The 21,866-nt window shown below is 46.0% G+C and carries 19 protein-coding genes and 1 riboswitch; of the genes, 11 read left to right on the top strand and 8 right to left on the bottom strand.

Annotated features, from left to right (window positions below; genetic code table 11):
- Nucleotides 1-24 precede the first annotated feature (24 nt).
- Complete coding sequence (locus NST33_RS27185) at nt 25-990, bottom strand: YafY family protein (protein WP_339305747.1); 966 nt, start codon at nt 988-990, stop codon at nt 25-27.
- A gap of 87 nt (nt 991-1,077) precedes the next feature.
- Here NST33_RS27185 and NST33_RS27180 point away from each other — a divergent pair, with 87 nt between their 5' ends.
- From NST33_RS27180 to mmuM, 8 genes are all read left to right on the top strand, one after another.
- The gene (locus NST33_RS27180; protein WP_076213007.1) at nt 1,078-1,521 is read left to right on the top strand and encodes a VOC family protein; all 444 of its coding nucleotides are present in this window, start codon (nt 1,078-1,080) and stop codon (nt 1,519-1,521) included.
- Between the two features lie 300 nt (nt 1,522-1,821).
- Nucleotides 1,822-2,046, top strand: a complete 225-nt coding sequence (locus NST33_RS27175; RefSeq protein WP_221820602.1) for a hypothetical protein — start codon at nt 1,822-1,824, stop codon at nt 2,044-2,046.
- Nucleotides 2,047-2,123: 77 nt separating this feature from the next.
- Complete coding sequence (locus NST33_RS27170; protein WP_339305744.1) at nt 2,124-3,044, top strand: PAS domain-containing methyl-accepting chemotaxis protein; 921 nt, start codon at nt 2,124-2,126, stop codon at nt 3,042-3,044.
- 149 nt (nt 3,045-3,193) lie between these two features.
- Nucleotides 3,194-4,906, top strand: coding sequence for a spore germination protein (locus NST33_RS27165; RefSeq protein WP_221820608.1), 1,713 nt, complete (start codon nt 3,194-3,196; stop codon nt 4,904-4,906).
- 34 nt (nt 4,907-4,940) lie between these two features.
- Nucleotides 4,941-6,041 (top strand): GerAB/ArcD/ProY family transporter, encoded by a 1,101-nt coding sequence (locus NST33_RS27160; protein WP_339179636.1) that lies wholly within the window; start codon nt 4,941-4,943, stop codon nt 6,039-6,041.
- A complete protein-coding gene (locus tag NST33_RS27155) occupies nt 6,038-7,246 on the top strand; it encodes a Ger(x)C family spore germination protein (protein ID WP_221820611.1) in 1,209 nt (402 codons plus the stop codon). Before NST33_RS27160 ends, NST33_RS27155 begins: the two co-directional genes overlap by 4 nt.
- Nucleotides 7,247-7,316: 70 nt before the next feature.
- A riboswitch (SAM riboswitch) is annotated at nt 7,317-7,418 on the top strand.
- A 92-nt stretch (nt 7,419-7,510) separates the two neighbouring features.
- Nucleotides 7,511-8,923, top strand: a complete 1,413-nt coding sequence (gene mmuP, locus NST33_RS27150; protein WP_339179634.1) for an S-methylmethionine permease — start codon at nt 7,511-7,513, stop codon at nt 8,921-8,923.
- Complete coding sequence (gene mmuM, locus NST33_RS27145) at nt 8,901-9,968, top strand: homocysteine S-methyltransferase (protein WP_221820616.1); 1,068 nt, start codon at nt 8,901-8,903, stop codon at nt 9,966-9,968. Before mmuP ends, mmuM begins: the two co-directional genes overlap by 23 nt.
- Before the next feature lie 85 nt (nt 9,969-10,053).
- Here the strand turns inward: mmuM and NST33_RS27140 are convergent, their stop codons facing one another.
- From NST33_RS27140 to NST33_RS27120, 5 genes are all read right to left on the bottom strand, one after another.
- Nucleotides 10,054-12,447: an FtsX-like permease family protein gene (locus NST33_RS27140; RefSeq protein ID WP_339305742.1), complete on the bottom strand. Its 2,394-nt coding sequence runs from the start codon at nt 12,445-12,447 to the stop codon at nt 10,054-10,056.
- 11 nt (nt 12,448-12,458) lie between these two features.
- On the bottom strand, nt 12,459-13,217 hold the full coding sequence (locus tag NST33_RS27135; RefSeq protein ID WP_221820619.1) for an ABC transporter ATP-binding protein: 759 nt from the start codon (nt 13,215-13,217) through the stop codon (nt 12,459-12,461).
- A 103-nt stretch (nt 13,218-13,320) separates the two neighbouring features.
- Nucleotides 13,321-14,763 (bottom strand): ATP-binding protein, encoded by a 1,443-nt coding sequence (locus tag NST33_RS27130; protein WP_339179625.1) that lies wholly within the window; start codon nt 14,761-14,763, stop codon nt 13,321-13,323.
- Nucleotides 14,764-14,783: 20 nt separating this feature from the next.
- Entirely contained in the window at nt 14,784-15,485 is a 702-nt protein-coding gene (locus NST33_RS27125) for a response regulator transcription factor (protein WP_339179622.1), read from the bottom strand.
- Nucleotides 15,486-15,721: 236 nt separating this feature from the next.
- Nucleotides 15,722-16,552 (bottom strand): AraC family transcriptional regulator, encoded by an 831-nt coding sequence (locus NST33_RS27120; protein ID WP_221820625.1) that lies wholly within the window; start codon nt 16,550-16,552, stop codon nt 15,722-15,724.
- Between the two features lie 375 nt (nt 16,553-16,927).
- Between NST33_RS27120 and NST33_RS27115 the strand changes: the two genes are divergently transcribed.
- Both NST33_RS27115 and NST33_RS27110 read left to right on the top strand, forming a co-directional pair.
- On the top strand, nt 16,928-17,704 hold the full coding sequence (locus tag NST33_RS27115) for a sugar phosphate isomerase/epimerase (RefSeq protein WP_339305739.1): 777 nt from the start codon (nt 16,928-16,930) through the stop codon (nt 17,702-17,704).
- 55 nt (nt 17,705-17,759) lie between these two features.
- The gene (locus NST33_RS27110; RefSeq protein ID WP_062836369.1) at nt 17,760-18,779 is read left to right on the top strand and encodes a Gfo/Idh/MocA family oxidoreductase; all 1,020 of its coding nucleotides are present in this window, start codon (nt 17,760-17,762) and stop codon (nt 18,777-18,779) included.
- 126 nt (nt 18,780-18,905) lie between these two features.
- Here the strand turns inward: NST33_RS27110 and NST33_RS27105 are convergent, their stop codons facing one another.
- Both NST33_RS27105 and NST33_RS27100 read right to left on the bottom strand, forming a co-directional pair.
- Nucleotides 18,906-19,853: an aldo/keto reductase gene (locus NST33_RS27105; protein ID WP_339305737.1), complete on the bottom strand. Its 948-nt coding sequence runs from the start codon at nt 19,851-19,853 to the stop codon at nt 18,906-18,908.
- 20 nt (nt 19,854-19,873) lie between these two features.
- Nucleotides 19,874-20,878, bottom strand: coding sequence for a Gfo/Idh/MocA family oxidoreductase (locus tag NST33_RS27100; RefSeq protein ID WP_339305735.1), 1,005 nt, complete (start codon nt 20,876-20,878; stop codon nt 19,874-19,876).
- Nucleotides 20,879-20,996: 118 nt separating this feature from the next.
- Between NST33_RS27100 and NST33_RS27095 the strand changes: the two genes are divergently transcribed.
- On the top strand, nt 20,997-21,836 hold the full coding sequence (locus NST33_RS27095; RefSeq protein ID WP_339179614.1) for a helix-turn-helix domain-containing protein: 840 nt from the start codon (nt 20,997-20,999) through the stop codon (nt 21,834-21,836).
- The last annotated feature ends 30 nt before the right edge of the window (nt 21,837-21,866 follow it).

Raw genomic sequence — 21,866 nt, 5'->3', positions numbered from 1 at the left:
AAAATGGATATAGAGATATGATCTTTATACATGATCTAACAAGTCCAGATAGTACTGCCTTAATGCTTTCTGTAAGATGATGGGCTCCATAATCTTAATCGATTTACCATAGCCTGCAAGATATCTCACTATGAAATCAAGCTCGTGAGGTTCATACGAACCGACAAGATACATGTGTCCCATCTTCTCGATGATCTGCATAGATGGAAAATGTTCTTGCTGGAATAGCTCCATCCCGGCTTCGTCAATCAGGCATTTGAATGGAATGGCTTGTTCCGATGGTTTCCATAGGGATTGGGCATCCTGTGAATAGAGTTCCTTTACATGAGTTAAAGGTTCAATCTCCGTTGTTTCGGCTGAAATGATGCGGTCGCAGCGGAATACACGATAAGCTTGTTTATGCAGATCATAGGCCTGACAATACCAATAGCCTTTCCTGGCATAGAGCGCGATGGGTTGAATGGTGCGGATGGTGTTTGCAGAAGATGACCTTTGATCAGAGGATCTACGCTGATTAGCGTACGTAATCTGGATCACTATACTCTGAACAGCAGCCATCAGCAGAAACTCCAAATGTGCACTGTCGCGGATCTGCTCGGTATGTTGGAAGTAAACCCGGTGTTGGATGTTCTCAATATCCTGTCGCTGTTTGTCAGATAACGCGCTCATAAATTTCTCATGAATGGTACGGAAAGAGACTTGAAAGGGTAAGCTGGAGAAGCTGCGGAGAGCCTGCATAGCAAAATAAAGGGCATGAAGCTCACCCGTATTAAACGAAATGGGAGGCAGTTGCATCTGTTGCAACAGTCGATATCCGCCGTAGCGTCCATATTCGACATAGATGGGCGCACCTAACTCTTCCAATGAAGCGATATCTCTTAACGCGGTTCGTTTGGAGATCTGGAACTCCTGCATGAGATCTTGCAGAGTGAACTGTTGTTTTTGATTAATGAAGCGCAGCATCTGGTTCATACGTTCTGATTTTTTCATATCAAACCCTCTTAATGGTGCCATGCATTGGCACCTTTCGTTGTTATAGTGATAAGTGTAATCCAATAGGAACAAGGAGGCAATATAATGAATTTTGAAGTGATACCATTTTTGTCGATGAACGGGGATGCGGCGGCAGCCATTGCTTTTTATGAGGAGTTTCTGGGCGCCAAGGTGATATTCAAGAAAAGTTATAAAGAGATGAAGGAGATGAACCCGGGCTTCGAGTACCCTGCCGGTCAAGATGAGTATATTACACATTCGGTGCTGGAGATCGGGGTTAACAAGGTCATGATTGCGGAAGAAGCAATGGACACGGAGAGAGCTTGGCAGCTGGGGAACAGCACGTCCCTATGTATTCAATCCAAGGACAAAGATACAATCGATCAACTGTATCATTCTCTGATACAACATGAGGGTGTCAAGGTACTGGTGCCGTACGAACAAAATGAATTCAGCCCAGGTTATGGCATTGTACGGGACCCATTTGGCATTGCGATTCAGCTGTGTGTCACTGTGCACGATTTTTAAAATGAGTTCAGGCCCTCGGTTAAGCACTCGGTATGTAAACCTGTAACTAACTTAAAAACATCAAAAAAGAAGAGCCATGAATATCATGCGCTCTTCTTTTTTTCGGTTTCTCTGTTTTTCTTGTATAAAGGCGCTAAACAGTTACTACAAAACAGAAATTATGTTACAAATACGTTACAAGTGCAGAAGTGTATCCTTTTTTGCCTTATGTTACGATACGTACAAGTAGATACAGAGATATTTTACGGATAATATAAGTTATAACATCTCTTTTCTGGACGATGAATATGCTCCAAAAGTATGATGATGGAAGCCTTTTATCCAGGATATTGCAGAAGCATTGAAACGCAGAAACAACTATATATTTTGACTGAACAAGGTTGCAATAAAGTGCAGGGATACTACTACAGCAAGCCATTGCCAGCGGATGAGGTGGAGCAGATTTTCTTTAGAAAAAATAAACGACAACAGGTGATCCAAAATGCTGCAAATCGGGTATCAATAGTAGAGTCATCTAGAACCTGATGGATACATATGTTGTTATGATCGTTTTTTGCTAGTTAAAGGCTGTCTATTATGGAATGAACTGTGGGGGTTATCAAGTGTCTGTATTAGATATGGAAAAGAAAGATGTTGTCACCGATGCAATGGTCATCAAGGCGATGGAGAAAAGTCTTGCTATCATTCGATTCGATCTGGATCGCCGGGTAACCTACGTGAATGAAGTCTTTGCCCAGACGATGGGATATACGGTAGATGAGATGTACGGCATGAAGCATCAGCAACTATGCTTCGGTCAATTTGCAAATACCCCGGACTATGATGCTTTTTGGAATAGCATATTTAATGGTGTCAGCTTCCAGGACAAGGTTGAACGCAAGGATGCAGAGGGAAATTCCGTATGGCTTGAGGCGACATATATGCCGGTGTACGATGAGACAAATCAGAAGATATTGGGTGTCTCCAAAATCGCCACCAACATTACCAACCGTCAGAACAACATTTCGGTCGTAGTGAATGAGCTAAAAGCGATGTCTCATGAACTAAATGGGCAGGCAGATGTAGGCATTGAACGGAGCCAGGAATTAATGTCCAGTATCTCCTATATCTCAGAGGTGTCCGCTACTAACCGTGCAACGCTGACTCATTTGCAGGAACAGGCCGGATCGATTCAGGGCGTGGTACGAACGATACGCGAGATTTCGTCTCAGACGCAATTGCTCGCGTTGAATGCTGCCATTGAGGCTGCACATGCAGGAGAATTTGGACGAGGATTCGATATCGTGGCTAAAGAAGTTAAGAAACTATCCGCAATGGTGGAGAGTTCGATTAACGAGATTCGTGATAGCGTTACCGGAATAACAAAGGAGATAGGTAATATCACAGGCGGTACCAAAAAAGTAGAAGAATATGTCGAGCAGAGCCAGAAGCAGATTGAGATCGCTCTGAATGATTTTACAGCAATTGCTGCATCGGCTCACTTGTTGGATGCCAAAGCGGAGCATGTGACCAGAATCGTATAAGAATATATAGTAATAGCGGTTCCTTACACAGGAACCGTTTTTTTTGTCGTTCAGTACACAAAAAAACGGGAATTATTGTGATCAAACGGGGACACAATACTTGGGAATACCTGCAGCTTCATCATGCAGAGAAATGTTGGGGTGGGAACATGTGGTCAACAATTGTATCCTACGTGCCGGATTGGACCATATGGATTCAGGCATTCTTGGTCCTTATCATACCGATCGGCATTACAGTAACCATGCGGTGGATCAATGCCGCCATTAAGCGTGGAACCTTCTCTCGTTCCGAGAAACCCTCCATATCCTCGAAAGATATTTCTCCTGCTACCGCGGGTCAGGGTCAGGGAACCGAAACAGGCCAATATGCCAATATTAAATTAACCGGCAAGTACAATACGGATCTGACCAGTGTAAGAGAAAGCTTTGGTCAAAATGCTGATGTTCACATTCGGGAATTTACCATTAGAGGTACCAATACAAGGGCAGCTGTCATATATACCGAAGGCCTGGTAGATCAAGACTTAATCGATGATCACCTGATTACACCGTTAATGTTGGAAGGCGTTCCAGAGCTTAAGCGGGAGGGGTTCCTGCATCCGGATAATGCGCATTTACTGTCGGCCTACCTGCAAGAGCAATTACTACCTGTCAGTCTGGTTGAGGAGACCAAGTCCCTCCAAGAGGTCGCAGTTGGCGTGCTTTTTGGCAAAAATGCACTGTTGGTCGATGGATTGCCGGGGGCTCTGTTAATTGGAGCTCATAAGATCAAAACACGTGGTGTGAATGAACCGGTGTCAGAGGGGTTGCTCCGTGGCCCCCGAATTGGTTTTACTGAACAGTTAAGTGATAACACAGGTATTTTACGTCGGTATGGTAGTGATCAGAGCCTCTTTATTCAGAAGTATGAAGTAGGTTCACGGATCAAGAAAGATTTGGCTGTTGCCTATATTCAGGATATTGCTGATCCTAATCTCGTGGCGGAAGTCCAAAAGCGAATTGAAGAGATGGATATGGATTCCATGTTGGAATCTGGGTATGTTGAACAGCTCATCGAAGACAATACGCTCAGTCCGTTTCAACAAGTGTTGAATACAGAAAGACCAGACCGGGTGATGGGTGCTTTACTGGAAGGGCGAGTGGCTATTTTATTGGATGGGACGCCATTTGTCTTAATTGTGCCAGTGTCGTTTAGCATGTTGCTCCAATCTCCCGAGGATTATTATGAACGATGGATTCCTGGAACATTCCTGCGAATGCTGCGCTTTATGTCCGCCATGCTGGCCTTGCTCGCTCCTGCGCTCTATATCTCTTTTATCTCGTTCCATCCGGGACTTATCCCAACCAAGCTGGTATTGACGATCATTGAAACGCGGACGGGAGTGCCGTTTCCTTCAATCATCGAAGTACTGATCATGGAACTTTCGATCGAGATATTGAGGGAGGCTGGCATTCGTTTACCTAAGCCGATTGCACCCTCGCTAGGTATCGTTGGAGGTCTGATTATCGGCCAGGCAGCCGTACAGGCAGGAATTATAAGCCAATTCCTGGTCATCGTTGTTGCGGTTACCGCCATATCCTCCTTTACGATCCCTGTCTATAGTGCCGGCATCACACTGCGAATTCTGCGATTTGCTGCCATGTTTAGCGCAGCTGTACTCGGATTGTTTGGCGTGGTTATGTTCTTTCTCCTTATATGTACCCATCTTGCGAGACTCTCGAGCTTTGGCCTACCTTATGTTGCACCGGCCGTTCCTTATCACTTTGGGGAATGGAAGGATTTCTTTATCCGTGCTCCGCTAAATATGATGAGGAAGCGTCCCGAGATGTCTAATCCAATAGATAAAGACCGCAAAAAATAAATCAAGCAAATCACGAGGTATGAGGTGGGATGAAGTGAACGGTTCTGAAGGAAATATTAGCACAAGGCAGGCCGTCGTAGTTATTGTTAATTACATGCTTGGCGCTGGGATCCTGACCCTCCCCCGAACGACGAGTAAAGCTGTCGGAACACCGGATGTCTGGATCTCCATCATTCTGTCGGGACTGATTATCACGGGTGTCGGAATTATTCTGGTTACCCTGTGTCGCAGATTTCCGGAGAAAACAGTGTTCCAGTTCACCCGTGAGATTACGGGGAGCTGGATTGCTTACATATTGGGATTCGCCATGATTATGTACTTTATGGTGATTGCCGCATTCGAAATCAGGGTCATGGCTGAAGTGACAGGCATGTATTTGCTAGAGCGTACTCCGACATGGGCCATTGTGATGGTGTTTATGTGGATTGGCATATATTTGATCTCCGGCGGACTTGCTGTTATTGTGCGTGTATTTGAGATTATTTTGCCGATTACACTGATTATATTTGTGATTGAAATTTTGCTTAGTAATCAGTTATTTGAGATCGGCAATCTGAGACCCGTACTCGGAGAGGGTATCATGCCAGTCCTCAAAGGTTTGAAACCTTCGTTGCTGGCTTACACGGGGTACGAAGTCATGTTTGTCATGACTGCTTATATGAAAAATCCCAAAAAGAGCAATGTAGCCATGAGCTGGGGCATCATCATATCGACTATGATTTATCTGATTACTGTTGTGATGGTTGTAGGCAGTCTGTCACTCGACGGCATCAAAACACGTACTTGGCCCACGCTCGATCTGGTTAGAAGCTTCGAGATTCAAGGTTTGATCTTTGAACGGTTCGAATCCCTGCTACTGGTCATCTGGATTATGCAGATCTTCTCGAGTTTCACGATCACACACTATTGCGCTTCGGTGGGCATTCGGGATTTATTTCGTACGAAGAAGATCAAGGTCATTATGTACGCCTTTCTGCCAGTAATATATCTAACAGCATTAATGCCGAAAACCGTGGATGAAACTTTTGCACTGGGTGATATGTTGGGCAATCTATCCGTGCTTCTTTTTGCCATTTTACCTCTGTTGCTGCTGTTAATAAGTCTGATTCGCAAAAAGGGAGGCAAGCAAGCATGATTCGTATTTTTATGCTTTTACGTGTAGCCTTTGCTTTGTCCGTTCTTCTGGTAATATCCGGATGCTGGAGCAGTAGGGAGATCGAGGAACTAAGTGTCTATGTTGGTCTCGGGATCGATATCGCGAAAGAAACAGAATTTGAGAAGGACATCGCTGCCCAGGGAGGAAAGTATCCAAAGAATAATTATATAACGGCTACCGTGCAGATTGCTCCCGGGACGGGCGGTTCGAACAGTAAACAGGGCGGACAATCCGGTTCACCTGCTTCGGGAAAGACTTCCTATTCCAATGAACAGCTTACTGGAGATTCGTTGCTGCAAATCTTTCGTCAGTTTGCACTAAGGCGAGACCGTCCACTTATCGGACATCATCTAAAGGTCATCGTTGTCTCCAAGGATATTGCCAAAAAGTATGGTCTGGACCAGCTGCTGGATTTTGTACTTCGGGATAACGATATTCGTCCAAATTGTCTGGTGCTGATAAGTCATCATCGCGCCGTGGATGTCCTGACTTCGGATGATCCCTCTCGGATTCCAGCATTTTATCTAACAGGAATTACCGGTAATTCATACTTGTCCAACAAAATCCTTGACCCTGTTTTGCTCTCCAAATTAGATGCCCAAATGCAATCTGGTTCCAGTTTCTTGCTCCAGAATGTACTGTACTCCAATGGAGAGGGCAAGTTCTCAGGTGGCAGCATATTCGATGGGAAAACAACCAAGTTTATTGGAGAACTAAGTCAAACGGATCTGGAAGGTTTATCGTGGCTCAGGCCTAAGGAAAGAGGAGGCGTCTTGAAGACTTACAACAAAGAGGGATTCACTGTTGTATATGAAATGAAAAAGAAGAAAACAAAAGTAATTCCCAAGGTTGTTGGCAATGATATTTCATTCCATGTAAAGACCGAATCCGAAGGCTGGTTAATGGAGGATTGGCGTGCTCCCGAAAGAGAGGAAAAAGGGGCTTATCGCGGGGAACTGGAAAAAGAATTTGCTGAACTGGCGGAACAACAGATTCGTCAGGTGTTATACAAGCTGCAGCATACCTACAAAGTGGATGTTGCGGATTTTCGGGATAGCTTACGTATTAAAGAGCCCAAAACATGGAAGAAAGTCAAAGATGATTGGGATAACATTTTTAGTACCGTGCCAATTACGTACGATGTGAAGATTAGCATTACCAATCCGGGATCATCCACCGAATAGCGATGTGTTTCATTTATGATTTAAATGTTGACACATTCATGATAGATCGCTATATTTATAAAAAATCATTTTCTTATCCAGAGAGGTGGAGGGACTGGCCCTTAGAAACCTCAGCAACAGATCTGAAGGATACTGTGCTAATTCCAGCGGGTGAAAGCCTGATAGATAGGAGCGTTTGTTTTTATTTGTCAGTAACGGCGCACTCTTTAGGCAGAGTGGGTCTTTTTTGTTTTTTCTGGATGAAGAAGTAGGGGAGCAGCAGGTATGGAGAACAACAACGACAAAGGGCATTTTCAGCGGAAAATGCAGGCACGGCATGTGGTCATGCTCTCTCTCGGAGGAGTTATTGGAACGGGATTATTCCTCAGCTCAGGTTACACCATTCAGCAAGCGGGACCACTGGGTACCATTCTGTCCTATCTGATCGGAGCCATCGTTGTATATCTGGTGATGCTCTGTCTTGGTGAACTGTCTGTTCATATGCCAGAGACGGGAGCATTTCATAGTTATGCAGCCAAATATATCGGACCAGCAACAGGCTACACGGTGGCTTGGTTATACTGGTTAACCTGGACTGTTGCGCTTGGCTCCGAATTCACAGCCGCCGGATTGCTGATGCAGCGCTGGTTCCCATCGGTGAACGTATGGATATGGAGCGCGCTCTTTGCCCTGATGATCTTTCTGTTTAACGCTTTAACGGTGAAATTATTTGCGGAATCCGAGTTCTGGTTCTCATCTGTAAAAGTAGTGACTATCGTAATCTTCATTATTATCGGTGGCGCAGCCATGTTTGGGTTCATTCCGATGGCGGATGCTGAACCAGCGCCGTTTCTATCGAACATTACCGCATCCGGGTGGTTCCCTCATGGGGCTACAGCGATATTGATGACCATGCTTGCTGTAAACTTTGCCTTCTCAGGCACCGAATTAATCGGCATTGCTGCCGGTGAGACGGAGAACCCGGAAAAGACGATACCGAAGGCTATTCATACAACGCTGTGGCGTTTAGTTATTTTCTTCATCGGAACGATCATTATCTTGTCGGCCTTACTGCCCATGTCGGATGCCAGTGTACTGGAAAGTCCGTTTGTAGCGGTAATGGAACGGGTGGGTGTACCCTATGCAGCAGACATTATGAACTTTGTTATTCTGACGGCGATTCTCTCTGCTGCCAATTCGGGCTTGTATGCATCTTCACGGATGCTCTGGTCTTTGGCTGACAAAAGAACGATCTCTCCGTGGTTTGCCAAATTGACCAAAAGTGGGGTACCACTGAATGCACTTCTGATCAGCATGGTAGGTGGTGCGCTGGCCTTGCTGTCCAGCATCATTGCGCCAGGTACCGTATATATAACACTGGTTTCCATTTCAGGTCTGGCTGTTGTTGCAGTATGGATGAGCATCAGTGCCTCCCAATACATGTTCCGCAGACAATATATCCGTGAAGGCCATGCGGTCAAAGATCTGGTGTACCGCACACCACTCTATCCGGTGGTACCGATTGTTTCATTTATATTATGCCTGGCTTCATGCATAGGTATTGCCTTTGACCCGACACAGCGAATTGCGCTGTATTGTGGGGTTCCGTTTATCGCATTATGTTACGCTGCTTATTATCTGACAGAACGTGTGAATAAGAAAAGAGGACAAGTACATGACGCAAGCACAACAGACTAACCCGATAGAACAGATCCTGCGTGAACATCCAGTCATGATTCTGGATGGAGCGTTGGCAACGGAACTTGAACAGCATGGATGTAATCTGGATGATCCGCTCTGGTCGGCTCGTGTGTTGCTTGAGAATCCGGATGTTATCGTTCAGGTCCATGCGGATTATTTCCGCGCAGGAGCCGACTGTGCAATTACATCCAGTTATCAGGCGACGGTGGATGGCTTCAGCAAGAGAGGAATCGATGAACAGGCAGCACTGGAGCTGATCCGCAAGACGGTGGAGTTGGCTGCAAAAGCGAGAGATGCCGTATGGGTGGAAGTGCAGAGTGATTTAGTAGGGAGAGAAAGCTCAACAGGTCAGCTTGTAGAAGCTCCTCCGGTACGTGCCGAGACGGTGGAGAATGAGGAGCAAATAACAGATCGTACAGTAGATCATGAAGGAGATTGTGCTCGTCCACGTCCAATTATTGCCGGGTCCGTTGGGCCGTACGGCGCCTATCTGGCGGATGGTTCAGAGTATGTGGGACATTACGGCGTGTCGGATGTGACGTTGGCTGCTTTCCATCGACCACGTATGGCAGCGTTGCTTGAAGCAGGTGCAGATATTCTGGCTTTTGAGACGATTCCTTCCTTGCAGGAAGCACAGGTGCTGGTTGATGTACTGAAGGAGTTTCCTCATGCGTATGCCTGGTTATCTTTTTCTTTAAAAGACGGGACAAGCATCAGCGAGGGCACACCGCTTGAGGTATGTGCACAGAAGTTTGGCTCTGAGCCGCAGATTGCGGCGATTGGCCTGAACTGTGCTCCGATGGAAGTGGTGAGGGAAGCAGTGGGTATTTTGAGCCGTACCAGCGATAAACCTGTTATTGTGTATCCGAACTCAGGAGAAGTATACGATGCGGCAACGAAGACGTGGAGCGGACAGGGTACATGTGGCAGTATGAGTGATGCTTCTGAGCAGTGGGTTGCGGCGGGCGCGCAAATTATTGGTGGTTGTTGCCGCACTACCCCACATCAGATTGGTGAACTTGCGAAGAAGTGGCGGAAATAGTTCTTAACACAATAAAACAAGCCCTTCCACATCCTATAGAGGTATGGAAGGGCTTGTTTTATTGTGTTAAGGCATCCTTATTACATTATTCGATAACCAGCATACGTGGCGATGCTTCCCGAATGATTCTTGAAGAGAACCATGAGCCAAGACTGGCTGCAATGATGGTTAGACAGGTGAACAGTACCATGCCACCCCAATGCAGGATCAGTGGAAGTTGTACGATACCATAACCGGAAAGGACCATTTCGAGTAGAAGAGGTAGCAGATATACGCCGACGAAAATACCCAGTATGGCTCCCACGGAGGACAGTATGAACATTCCCATGGTGAGCGATAACCTGATTTGGCGGGATGTCATTCCCAGCGATTTGTATATCCCGTACGTTCTGCTTTCTTTACGAATATTGATTCTACAGGTACTGAAAATAATGATGAACGTCACAGTAATAAACAACAATCCAATGAGGCTCATCGGATAGATCAGGATGTTAGCAGCTTCCGCGTAAACGGAATCAAGCAATGTCTTCTGAGTAACTACCGAAGCGAAATCTTTAAATTGCTCATTTAATTCCGAGGCAACCTTATCCGCTTGTGCCATATCGTTCACATTGATGAAGATAACATCAAATTCACTATAACTGGGGTTCACACTTCTCATAGCATCAATGGTGATTCTGCCTGAAACAGACATGTTGGCGATTGCCTGATAGATTCCTGTAATGAGGAATGTACGCTTTTCTCCTTCAATATAGATATCGATAAGATCACCGAGATCTTTATTTGATGTGTTGGCTACACTTACACCAAGGGCAATTTCATTCGCATGTTGTGGGTTAACCCCTTTTAACGTTTCGAATCCAAGTTCTTGATAACTCCCGTCCAGTACATTCAAGTTGATGCTGATGGATTGGCCCTTGACTGTTGCCGAAGACTCCGGGCTAATTACACCCGTTGTGTTCCCTTGCCAGCCTGCATTGCTAATCCTTGAATCCTCTTCTAACGTTTGTTTTAATTCAGTCTTTGGAACGTTACTTTTGTTCACGACCACTGCTGCGATATTGGCATTGTCATACCCCCATTTAGCTGCGGTCTGTTCAATTCCGGTTATACTGGTCAGCAGAACATAACCCAGAACAAGTACGGAAGAAGCCATGGTGGTTAGCAGGAGTGTTAGAACAGAGCTTTTGGTGTTTTTGAACACATGTCGGAATCCAAGCACGGCGGTCACAGGCAGTCGTGTGAAGCCGATCCAGTGGGCCAATGGCGAATTCATTTTGCCAGCCATCCGGCCGTGATCTATCTCCGACATACCATAACGAATAGCTTGCACGGGCTGTATGCTGCGTGCCTTTTTGGCATATAACACAGTGAACAGAATCACTAGAGCAAATAGTAGTGCGCCGGACAGTATGGCCGCATCCAATCCATGGACTGGAATGTTCTGATTCCCCACTCGAAGAGAGGATACAGAAATATTAATGATCCATTTGGATATCCATATACTGAGTGCAAGTCCTGGGATAATGGCTACGATGGATAACATTGCATATTGAATAACATAGGTGCCTATCGTTTTTCGGGAAGTCAGACCTAGTGATTTGAGGATTCCTATCGTTCTGTAATTGGCCAGGATGGCATCTGCAATCGTAAACCCGATGGTCATCAAAGCGATGGAGAGCATGACAACACCCATGAATATCATGATGAATCCAATAACCTGATTGATGATCAGATAGAAAGAGGCAATCGCCTCGAACTCCATTTTGGATTCCAGAAACGGAATACCTGTCTCACGATTGTATCGTTCCCAATACACCGAATTCATGCTGTAATCGTTAAAATGGATGCCCATCATACGATTCTCGTTGCCAGTAAGTGTAGCGAGATCATGTTGATAATCGGTAGGATTCATCCAGACCCGTGCTGTATTGGAGAAGGGTGCCCCGTATGGTACATCGATCACAATACCCGATACATTCAATTCGAGTGTGCTTGAGCCGGTTTTGAAGCCAATGGTATCACCTACCGAAATATGATAGGTATTTGCCATGGACGTTGGAATCCAGACGGAGCCTTGTTCGGGCACTGTGTCGGGCGTTCCACTTGAGAAAATTAGTTCATCCACACCCCAGGGCGGTGGAGGCGTATTAAACATGTACAGGTAGATGTTAGGGATGTGAGTTTCATTCAAAATGATGCCTGACAATGTACGATACGTTAGCAAAGGGGACACCTGAGCTCCATCCTGAGAAGCCCACCAGTTGTGCACAGCGTCAGGGTCATTGAGCCCTTTTTCAAACGTCAGGATCTGATGAGATCCATGGGTTCGGGTATGCATTTCATAAAACTGATTGCCTGTGTTCGCCAGAATGACAATAGCTGTAGATACAAGAAGTGTCGAGAGTAGCAGGAGCAGCGCAATCAGCGCATTTTGTATTTTGTTCCTGTTCAGATACGACAAGCTAAGTTTAAACATGACAGCCATCGTTATTCCTTCCCCGTAACCAAAGCGAAGATAATCGCTTCACGATCCTGAATTTGATGTTCGTCATAGGTGTCAAACTCAAGGATTCCGCCAATCTTGCCGTCCAAAATGTAGATCAGGCGATCTGCCCGACAGGCGGCCTTGATATCATGCGTCACCATAACAACAGACTGTCCTTTTCGGTTGAGGTCTGTAAGGATATTGAGAACAGCTGTGCCGTGTTCCATATTCAGGCTTCCGGTCGGTTCATCCGCAAAAATGATATCCGGTGAATTGATCAAAGCCCGTGCAATGGCAGCTCGCTGCTGTTGTCCTCCAGATGTCTGGGAGGGGAGGCGGTCACGCTGTCCATCAATATCCATGGCATTCATCAGCTCAGCAGCGCGGGATTGGATGTCCTTCGTTTTGTTTCCAGCGATATATCCCGGTAAAGCAATGTTCTCTTTGATGGAAAGGTCTGGGACCAGATTGATGCTCTGATAGATATAACCAATCCGGCGGGTGCGGAAGTCGGACATTTCCCGTTCACTATAAACGTCAATCCGTTGGTTGCGAAAATAGACCTCACCTGCTGTGATCTGATCTAGTCCGCTTAGCAGATATAGGAGAGTTGATTTGCCAGAGCCAGAGTTACCCATGATGACCGTGAATTCTCCTTCATAGATGTCGAGATCAACATTACGGATGGCATGATATTGTTCACTTCCGCTGTTGTACGTTTTGCACAGATTCTGTGCACGGATAATCACTTTTTTGGACAAGTCGAATCACTCCCGAGTGCAGTATAGGATTCATTCTAGAGGAGGGATGTTGAGGAAGCCTTATCAAATTATGAATAAAGTATTACAGCTGTTGAGTGTAGGCTCAGCAGATCGGCAGATAGAACCGGAAAGTTGTGCCTTGTCCTTCTTTACTAGTAAAGGAAATATGGCCTCCATGTGCTTCAATAATGCTTTGGCAGATGGAAAGGCCCAGCCCTGTACCTTCCTGAACACGTTGTTCTGCATGACTCGCCTGGCCTCTGAAGTAACGCTGAAAAACAAACGGCATGTCCTGTACACGTATTCCCTGACCCGAATCGGCAATCGTCACTTTCAAGTGCCCGGATTCCAGTTCCATATCAATACGGATCGTGTCTCCTGGAGCTGTATGCTTGAGGGCATTGGCGGCAAGATTGGAGATCACCTGTTCAATTCGAGTGGGATCGATAGCGATTAACACATTGGGGATGTAGTTGGGCCCTTTATAGATAAGCCCCTTTGTTAGGACAACATGTTCAATAGGTTTCAACATCGTCTCCAGTATAGGCCCACTGTACATTTCACGGGTTTCCACCGAAATTTGCCCCAATTCCTGAAGTGCATGAACCAGCAGATCCTCCACAAGGCGGGCTGTCTTATCCGTATGGGTCCGCATGACTCCCATATATTCCATCAGCGTCTCCTGATCGTTGCATAGTCCTTCCTCAATAGCTTCTATGTATGCTTTTATCGTGGTAATTGGTGTTTTAATGTCATGAGATATATTGGTGATGAGTTCTTTTTGTGCTTGTTCCTGCTGAATACGCTGCTCGCTCATATGTTTAATCTCCGTGCGCATTAGATCAAACATGGCATATACTTCGAGCAATTCATCGTTCCGGTTGTACTGGATTTTTTCTTCATAATTGCCTTTAAGCATGGATTCCGCATGTTGCTTCAATTGATGGATGGGAGAGAGCAGATGTTTGTCCAGTTTTCGTTTCATCCAAAATAGAAATAAGCTCAGAATCAGGGACAGGAGCATGAGTGCGCTAATCAATATAACCGGAAAAGTCATCGGTTGCTGAACCGTAACCATAGCTTGGGGGATGGAAAAGATGGCATTGCCGATCTGACTTCCCATCGGTCCATCCATCACGGGAAAAGCAATATCAAGCAAATCGTTACCGCCCGCCGCCTGCGTGGCATGATGCAGATCATAATGAAGAGTTGTACGCAGATTAACTTGCGTTCCTTCAGAGGTGGGGTCGGAGGACAGAATGACTTTTCCATCCAAGTTTAGATAGGTAAGCAGAACTCTGGTCTCTCTGGCGGTGGAACGTATGTCTTTACGAATATTTTGTTCATTAAGATACTGATGATTTTGCTCCAAAGCGAGTAAGATCGGATTGACCTTGAGTCGAACCTGATTCAGGGACAGATTGGATTCGCCTGAATTTTGATCTTGTAACAGCATCATCGACAGTGCAAGAATACTTAAAACGATAATCATGAGAAGCCCAAGTGTTGTTAACAACCAGCGTTTGGACCAGCTGTTCAATGACATGTGGGAGCCTCCAATCTCACTTATTCGTAATTGAATTTGTAACCGACACCCCATACAGTCTTCAGAACGGTCGGATGCGAGGCATCTGCCTCAATTTTTTCACGCAGTCTGCGAATGTATACGGTTACGGTATTTTCATCGCCGTAGGTTGCATATCCCCAGATGGCATCGAGCAACTGGGCTTTGGAGAATACCTGATTCTTATGGCTTGCCAGATAATGAAGTAATTCGAATTCCTTGGCAGACAGAGAAACTTCCGATCCGTTTAATGTAACTTTATAGGCTTTTTTATCAATCACCAGGTTTCCAAGATGCAGCAGATCTGTTCTGTCTCCAACGGATGTCATGCTGTCATAACGCCTGAAGTGGGCATTAATCCGTGCTAACAGTTCGCTCAGCGAGAAGGGCTTGGTCATATAGTCGTCTGCTCCAAAGCCAAGACCAAGTACCTTATCGGTATCACTGCCTCTGGCACTTAGAATGAGGATGGGGATATTGTTGCGCCTTCTGATCTCTCGACAGACCTCGATCCCGTCCATGTCCGGAAGCATAATATCCAGAATGATGTAGTCTGGTTGAATAAGATCCATGATCTGAAGCCCGTCTTGTCCAGTGGCTGCCACGGCGGCTTCATATTGATTTTTGGTTAAATAATCTCGCAGAATGCGCGAAATATCTGATTCATCCTCGATGATGAGGACTTTGCGCTGGTGGGTTAGCATATGTATCGCTCCAGTATGATAGATGGGAATTCAATGAGATATATGAATTAGGTAAGGTGACAGTCTTTATAATTGTACAGTCTTGTTCTCTTGGAGTCACATGAAAAAATATTGAAGTGTACTTCATTCTTATATAAAACGTTCTGACTTCCAGTCGTACTGAGAGTTGATCATAGTTCAATGTATTAAAATAACCCATGAACCTCTTTAAGGTCATGGGTTTCTGATACTTAACATCATACATGCTCCAGATCATCGATAGGCTCATGCTGCTTGGATTTGAGATACTCCGCCGGAGACACACCGAAGTGCGCCCGGAATACCCGGTGGAAATAGGAGTAGCTTGCAAAACCGCAGGATTCCGCAATATGCTCCAGTGTCATTTCACTGTATTTCATTCGTTCCAGCGCTGCATTCAGACGGATCTCAATCGCATATTGAATCATGGTCTGATTGTAGTGCTCCTTGAATAAACGGACTGCACGTGACAGACTGAGCCCCGCATAACGAGCCGCTTCCTCAAGCTTGAACGTAACCGTGGCATGCTCCTCAATAAAACGTTTTAACTTCAGCGCAGAGGACACTGCCCGATCAGTCTGAATATTCTCTTTAATTGCCCGGTCAATATACAGACATAATCCGCGCAGTAACGCATCCTTTAGCTCCGCATTCTCCTCAAGAGGTCCGCGACGTTTCTCAAGTAACATATTTCTCCACAGGCTGATGAGCTTGTCATCAAGTCCAATCCGGCTCACGGTAGATCGATGCTGCCGTTTCCACCAGTTCTCGATCCAGCTGCCCTCGCAGAACAGATAATAATCTCCGCTAGACAAGCGTCCTTCCTTATGTGGTTCATCGACCACGAGATGATAGTCGTCACCAGGCTTTAAGAGCAGCAAGTCCCCGCTCGTCATCCTGAATTCCTCATCCTGTACATATACTTTGCATGAGCCTTCGGTCTGCAGACGGAACAGGTAGGTTTGCAGCTCGCCCTTCATATTATGAGTGAACGCCTTATAGTGGTATGAGTAGTCACAGATCAGTACAGATGTCTCTAACGTATCCAAAGATAAAATCCCCCAATATGTACATCCTTTTACATCATAAGTTTAACTTAACATTTACACGAAAACGGAGAGGACAGAAAGAACCTGAAGAAACGAAGTGTTCGCCTTTATCTCCGGATTTTATCCTTTTGAAAAGGAAATCAAAAAAATCTGGGGATAACAGCGATCGGAAGGTTGTTCTGTCATCGGAGTGCCAGTGTAAATATCTTCAGTTGAAATTAGCTACATTCAATAGATGCAAAATGATGGAAATAAAATTTGATCAGATAGTTCATGTTCTGACTATATTGTATATGTTCATTCTAGCCTGTTTTGCGGTAGGATGATACCAGATAGAGCAATGAAAGCAAATTTGAGAACAGAGGTGTATCCTACATGAAAAAACTTAATATTGGTTTGCAATTGTTTACACTCCGTGATGAAACTGCAGCAGATTTTCGTGGTACGTTGCGTAAGGTAGCGGCCCTTGGATATGAAGGCGTGGAGTTTGCCGGATATGGTGACATTCCAGCCGAAGAAATGAAAGCGCTACTAGATGAACTTGGATTGAAAGGATTCAGCAGCCATGTTCCACTACATGCGATGCGCGAAGACTTGCAAAAACAACTCGATTACCTGAAAACAATTGGTGCACAATATATCATTTGTCCTTACCTGATGCCAGAAGATCGTCCTGAGAATGCAGAAGGTTGGACCAAGCTGTTCGCTGAGTTACAACAATATGGAGCTGAAGCGGCGAAGCAAGGTTTGATCTTCGGATACCATAATCATGACTTTGAATTCCACGGTCAGGTTGGTGATGCCAATGCCTTTGATGCCATGTTTGCTCAAACATCACCGGAAACGGTAAAAGTGGAAATGGATGTATGTTGGGTACAATTTGCGGGACAAAATCCGATCGAGTATATTAATAAATATGCGGGTCGCTTGCCGCTGCTTCATCTGAAGGACTTCAGCAAAGACGAACAGGGCCAGATGAAAACACTGGAATTGGGACAAGGTTCAGTTGACCTGCCGGCTGTTATTGAAGGCGCTACGAATGCAGGTGTGGAATGGCTGATCGTGGAACAAGACGTATGTCAGAACCCTCCGCTTGAGAGCGTATCCAACAGCTACAACTGGTTGAAAGAAAACTACCTGAATCAATTCTAATGGACCATCAAACCATGAAAAATGTGAATCTATTTGTCAAAGGAGACTTATGTACATGAGTAAAATTAAAGTTGCTGTATTCGGCTGTGGAGCCATTGCCGAGCGCAGACATATTCCAGAGTACGCTGCCAATGAGAACGTAGAACTTGTCGCTTTTGCCGATCCGATTGTGGAGCGTGCGGAGAAGATGGCCGAGACTTACGGCGGTAAAGCGTATTCCAGTTACGAAGAATTGCTTGCAAACGAAACGGTGGATGCCGTTAGTGTGTGTACACCAAACTATCTGCATGCGCCAATGGCGATTGCTGCTGCAAATGCGGGCAAGCATGTATTGGTTGAGAAACCAATGGCAGTATCCACTGAGGAAGGCGAGCAAATGATCGAAGCTGCCAAGAAAAATGGCGTGTACTTGATGGTTGGACACAACCAGCGTTTGATGCCTCCTCACGTAAAAGCAAAAGAAATTCTCGACTCCGGCAAACTCGGTAAAGTCCTGAATTTCCGTACATCGTTTGGTCACCCAGGTCCGGAAGCATGGAGTGTGGACGGAGCTGAAAGCTGGTTCTTCCGTAAAGAAGAAGCGATTATGGGCGCGATGGGCGACCTGGGCGTACACAAATCAGACTTCATCCGTTATTTGCTAAATGATGAAGTATCTGAAGTGGCTGGTTTCATCAGCACACTGCACAAGGAAGGCACTAAAGTTGACGATAACGCAACTTGTTTGCTGCGTATGAAGAGCGGAGCAATCGGAACGCTCGTAGCGAGCTGGACACAATACAGAGCTGGAGACAACAGTACAGTGCTGTGGTGCGAGAATGGCGTTATGAAGATCGGAACAGTGGAAGGCGATGAAGTTATCGTTGAACTGACCAATGGTACAGTTGAGACGTACAAAGTTGGTGCCATGGCTACCAATGAGAAACAAGTGCCGAGTGGTGTAATTGACGCATTTGTAGAGTCGATTGTAACCCAAACACCTCCAGCGATTTCCGGAGAAGAGGGATTACGTTCCCTGCAAGTGATCCTGGCAGCATTCGAATCCGAGAAAACAGGTCAGATCATTAAGCTGTAATTCAACTGAATAACAGTGCAATTTCTAACATTCTATATGGCTTAATCTATGACATAAAGGACTTACCTTCAGAGATGTGCTCTGGGGTAAGTCCTTCTGTATTTGTTGATGAATAATTAACTTTCTTTAGATGCCGGCCGGCACTTCACTACCTAGGTCCAGCCATGTTATTTCAGCAGGAGTCAGCGTGATGCGGGAACCTTCGTCACAGGAGAGCAGCTCCGCCTGATTTTGGGCTCCGATCAGGGCACAGGTTGGGAACGTCTGATTCAATACATAAGCGAGTGCAATCTGGATCGGTGTTGTTTTCTTCGAATTCGCCAATTGTTCAGCCCGGCGCAACCGTTCCCAGTTGCCATCACTGTAAAATACACGCACCAGATCTTCGTTATCCCGAACTTCAGGTGTGAATCTTCCAGTGAAGAAACCACGTGCTTGGGAGGACCAGGATAGCAAGGGCAACTTGGATTGCTCATGCCATGCCAGTGTCTCTGCATCTGCTGACACACAGCCTTCCCAGAAAGGTTCGTTTGCTTTGGCGAGACTGAGATTTGGGCTGCTGAATGTGAAGCCCTTCAGGCCATTTGCCGTAGCGTATGCATTGGCTTCCTCGAGCCGCTGCCAGGTCCAGTTGGAGGCGCCAATTGCGCCGATTTTACCGGATTCAATATGTTCGTTCAGTGCTTCAAGAATAACACTGACAGGGGTATTGGGATCATCCCGGTGCAAGGCATACATCTCTACGTGATCTGTCTGCAGACGCTCCAGACTTTCCATCAAGTCACTGCGGATGGCATCAGCGTTCACACGTGGTCCATTCTGGTCATGATGCGCGCCTTTGGTGAGAATGACGATCTGGTCGCGGTTACCACGTTCCTTCATGTAACGACCAAGGACTTCTTCACTCTGTCCACCACAATAGATATGTGCTGTATCTACAGTGTTACCACCAATCGACAGAAAAGCATCCATGTTCGTAGCTGCTTTATCGTAGGCATCATGCACGAAATAATCGGTTCCTTTAATCAATCTGGAGACACGTTTACCTGCACCAGCAATTTCGATATATTCCATAAGTCAGTTCATCCTCTCAATTATAGTGTAATTCGTGTACGTTCTTCCGCTGAACGAAGGCAAGCTTCCAGTACTTTCATATTAGCTACTGCATCGGAAGGGGCGAAGCGCAGATCCTTGCTCTGAAGTACAGCACGTGCCATATCATCTCCCTGTAGAGAGTAGTGGTTCACTTGCGGGACTTCAATCTCTCTGCGTTCACCACCAGCCGTTACATAGAAGTTGGAACTGCGGTCCTGTCCGCTGATAAATGCAGAAGGTACTTCAATAATCCCGTCGGATCCCAATACCTCCAGCGTGTTGCGGAAGGCTGCCCACATGCTGCTGTCAAACGTCACGCCAACGTGATTATCGAATTCCAGCAGTCCGGAAGCCATCATATCGACCTGATCATGCTGTGGGGAGAACATGCCAATAACGGTAACTGCACTTGGTTCTTGACCAAGCAGCAGACGTGCTACGCTTATGGAATAACATCCGATATCATACAGTGCACCTCCGCCCCAATCCCGCCGAAAGCGGACATTGCCGGATGCATTGGAGTTATTAAATGAAAATGTGCTGTGCATACCACGAATCTCACCAATCTCACCGCTGGCAATGATATCCCGAATCTGCTCATATCTTGGATGATGGCGGTACATGAATGCTTCAGCCAGATGCACACCTGCATCTGCACAAGCTTGAACCATCTCCTGAGCTTCCTGTTCTGTCAGAGCCAGTGGTTTTTCGCACAAAATATGTTTGCCTGCTTCAGCAGCACGGATCGTCCATTCCCGATGCAGATGATTCGGCAATGGGATATATACGGCATCAATGGAATCATCTGCGAGTAAAGCTTCATAACTACCATAAGCCTTGTCGATCCCAAGTTGATCAGCCGTCTGTTTGGCTTTATCTTCGTCCCGACTGGCAATCGCGGTTACTTCATTTAGCTCAGATTGCTGCAGGCCTGGAATGACGGATTCCACAGCAATGCTAGCGCTACCAAGAATGCCCCAACGCAATTTTTGAACTGAATTCATGTGTTGTATCCTCCTGTGTATGAATGTATATTGTGATTATAAAGAATAGACCAATGAATTAAAATGATAATATATTGAAATTAGTTAACACAATATTGTTGATTAAGGAGAACCGGCTATGATGAGACAATCCGTATTGCTTACCCTACAGGATATTCCATATTTTTGTTATCCCGAGTCCGTTGGACATTATATGGACCACGTCCAGCATTCCGTGTTGCGTGAGGCTGGCGCACTGAACAACTTTAATATTCACTACGTTGCTTCGGGCAAGGGATATGTTGAAGTGGACGGGGTGGTGCATGAGCTTCGTGCAGGTCAGGCGGTTCTCTATTTCCCGCAGCAGCGGCAGCATTATTATAGTAGTGAAGATGATCCCTGGGATGTAAGATGGCTTCATTTTTACGGTGAACGTCTGCATGATTATATGATCGAGCGGGGGTTACATCGCAATCTATTGTGGACACTGCGGCAACGCAGCTCTTGGGAAGAGGCTCATCTGGCCTTGCTCACTGAGGCGGAACAGAACACGATGCTGCGTCCGGCTCAGCTATCCACACTGACTTATGCCGTACTCGCCGAGTTCGTGCAGCATGCGGTACCTTTAAAGAGCACACGCACTACCAGCAAGACGGAGAGTCGGGTTCTTGCGCTGCTTCCACAGATGCAGCAGGAGGCCTGCCAACCTTTCCTGTTACAGGACTGGGCGGATCTCGCAGGTGTGAGTTCGTATTACTTTTGCAAAATGTTCAAGAGTGCTGTGGAGATGACACCCATGGAGTTTATCACTCGTTCACGACTACAGATGGCGAAGCAATGGTTACTCGAACGGCCTACGGCCAACATTGGACAAATCGCGGAGGAAGCGGGATATCCCAATGCCAGTTATTTTAACCGCCAGTTCATGGCCCATGAGGGGATGACACCTACGGATTATCGCGGATTGTATCACAATTAACCCGTATCCTTTCGATGTTGCCAGCGCTTG

Origin of the sequence: Paenibacillus sp. FSL L8-0435 (assembly GCF_037965655.1) — a bacterium.
GTDB lineage: Bacteria > Bacillota > Bacilli > Paenibacillales > Paenibacillaceae > Paenibacillus.
The sequence above is the reverse complement of the archived record's forward strand: the minus strand, read 5'-3'. Positions and strand labels throughout refer to the sequence as shown.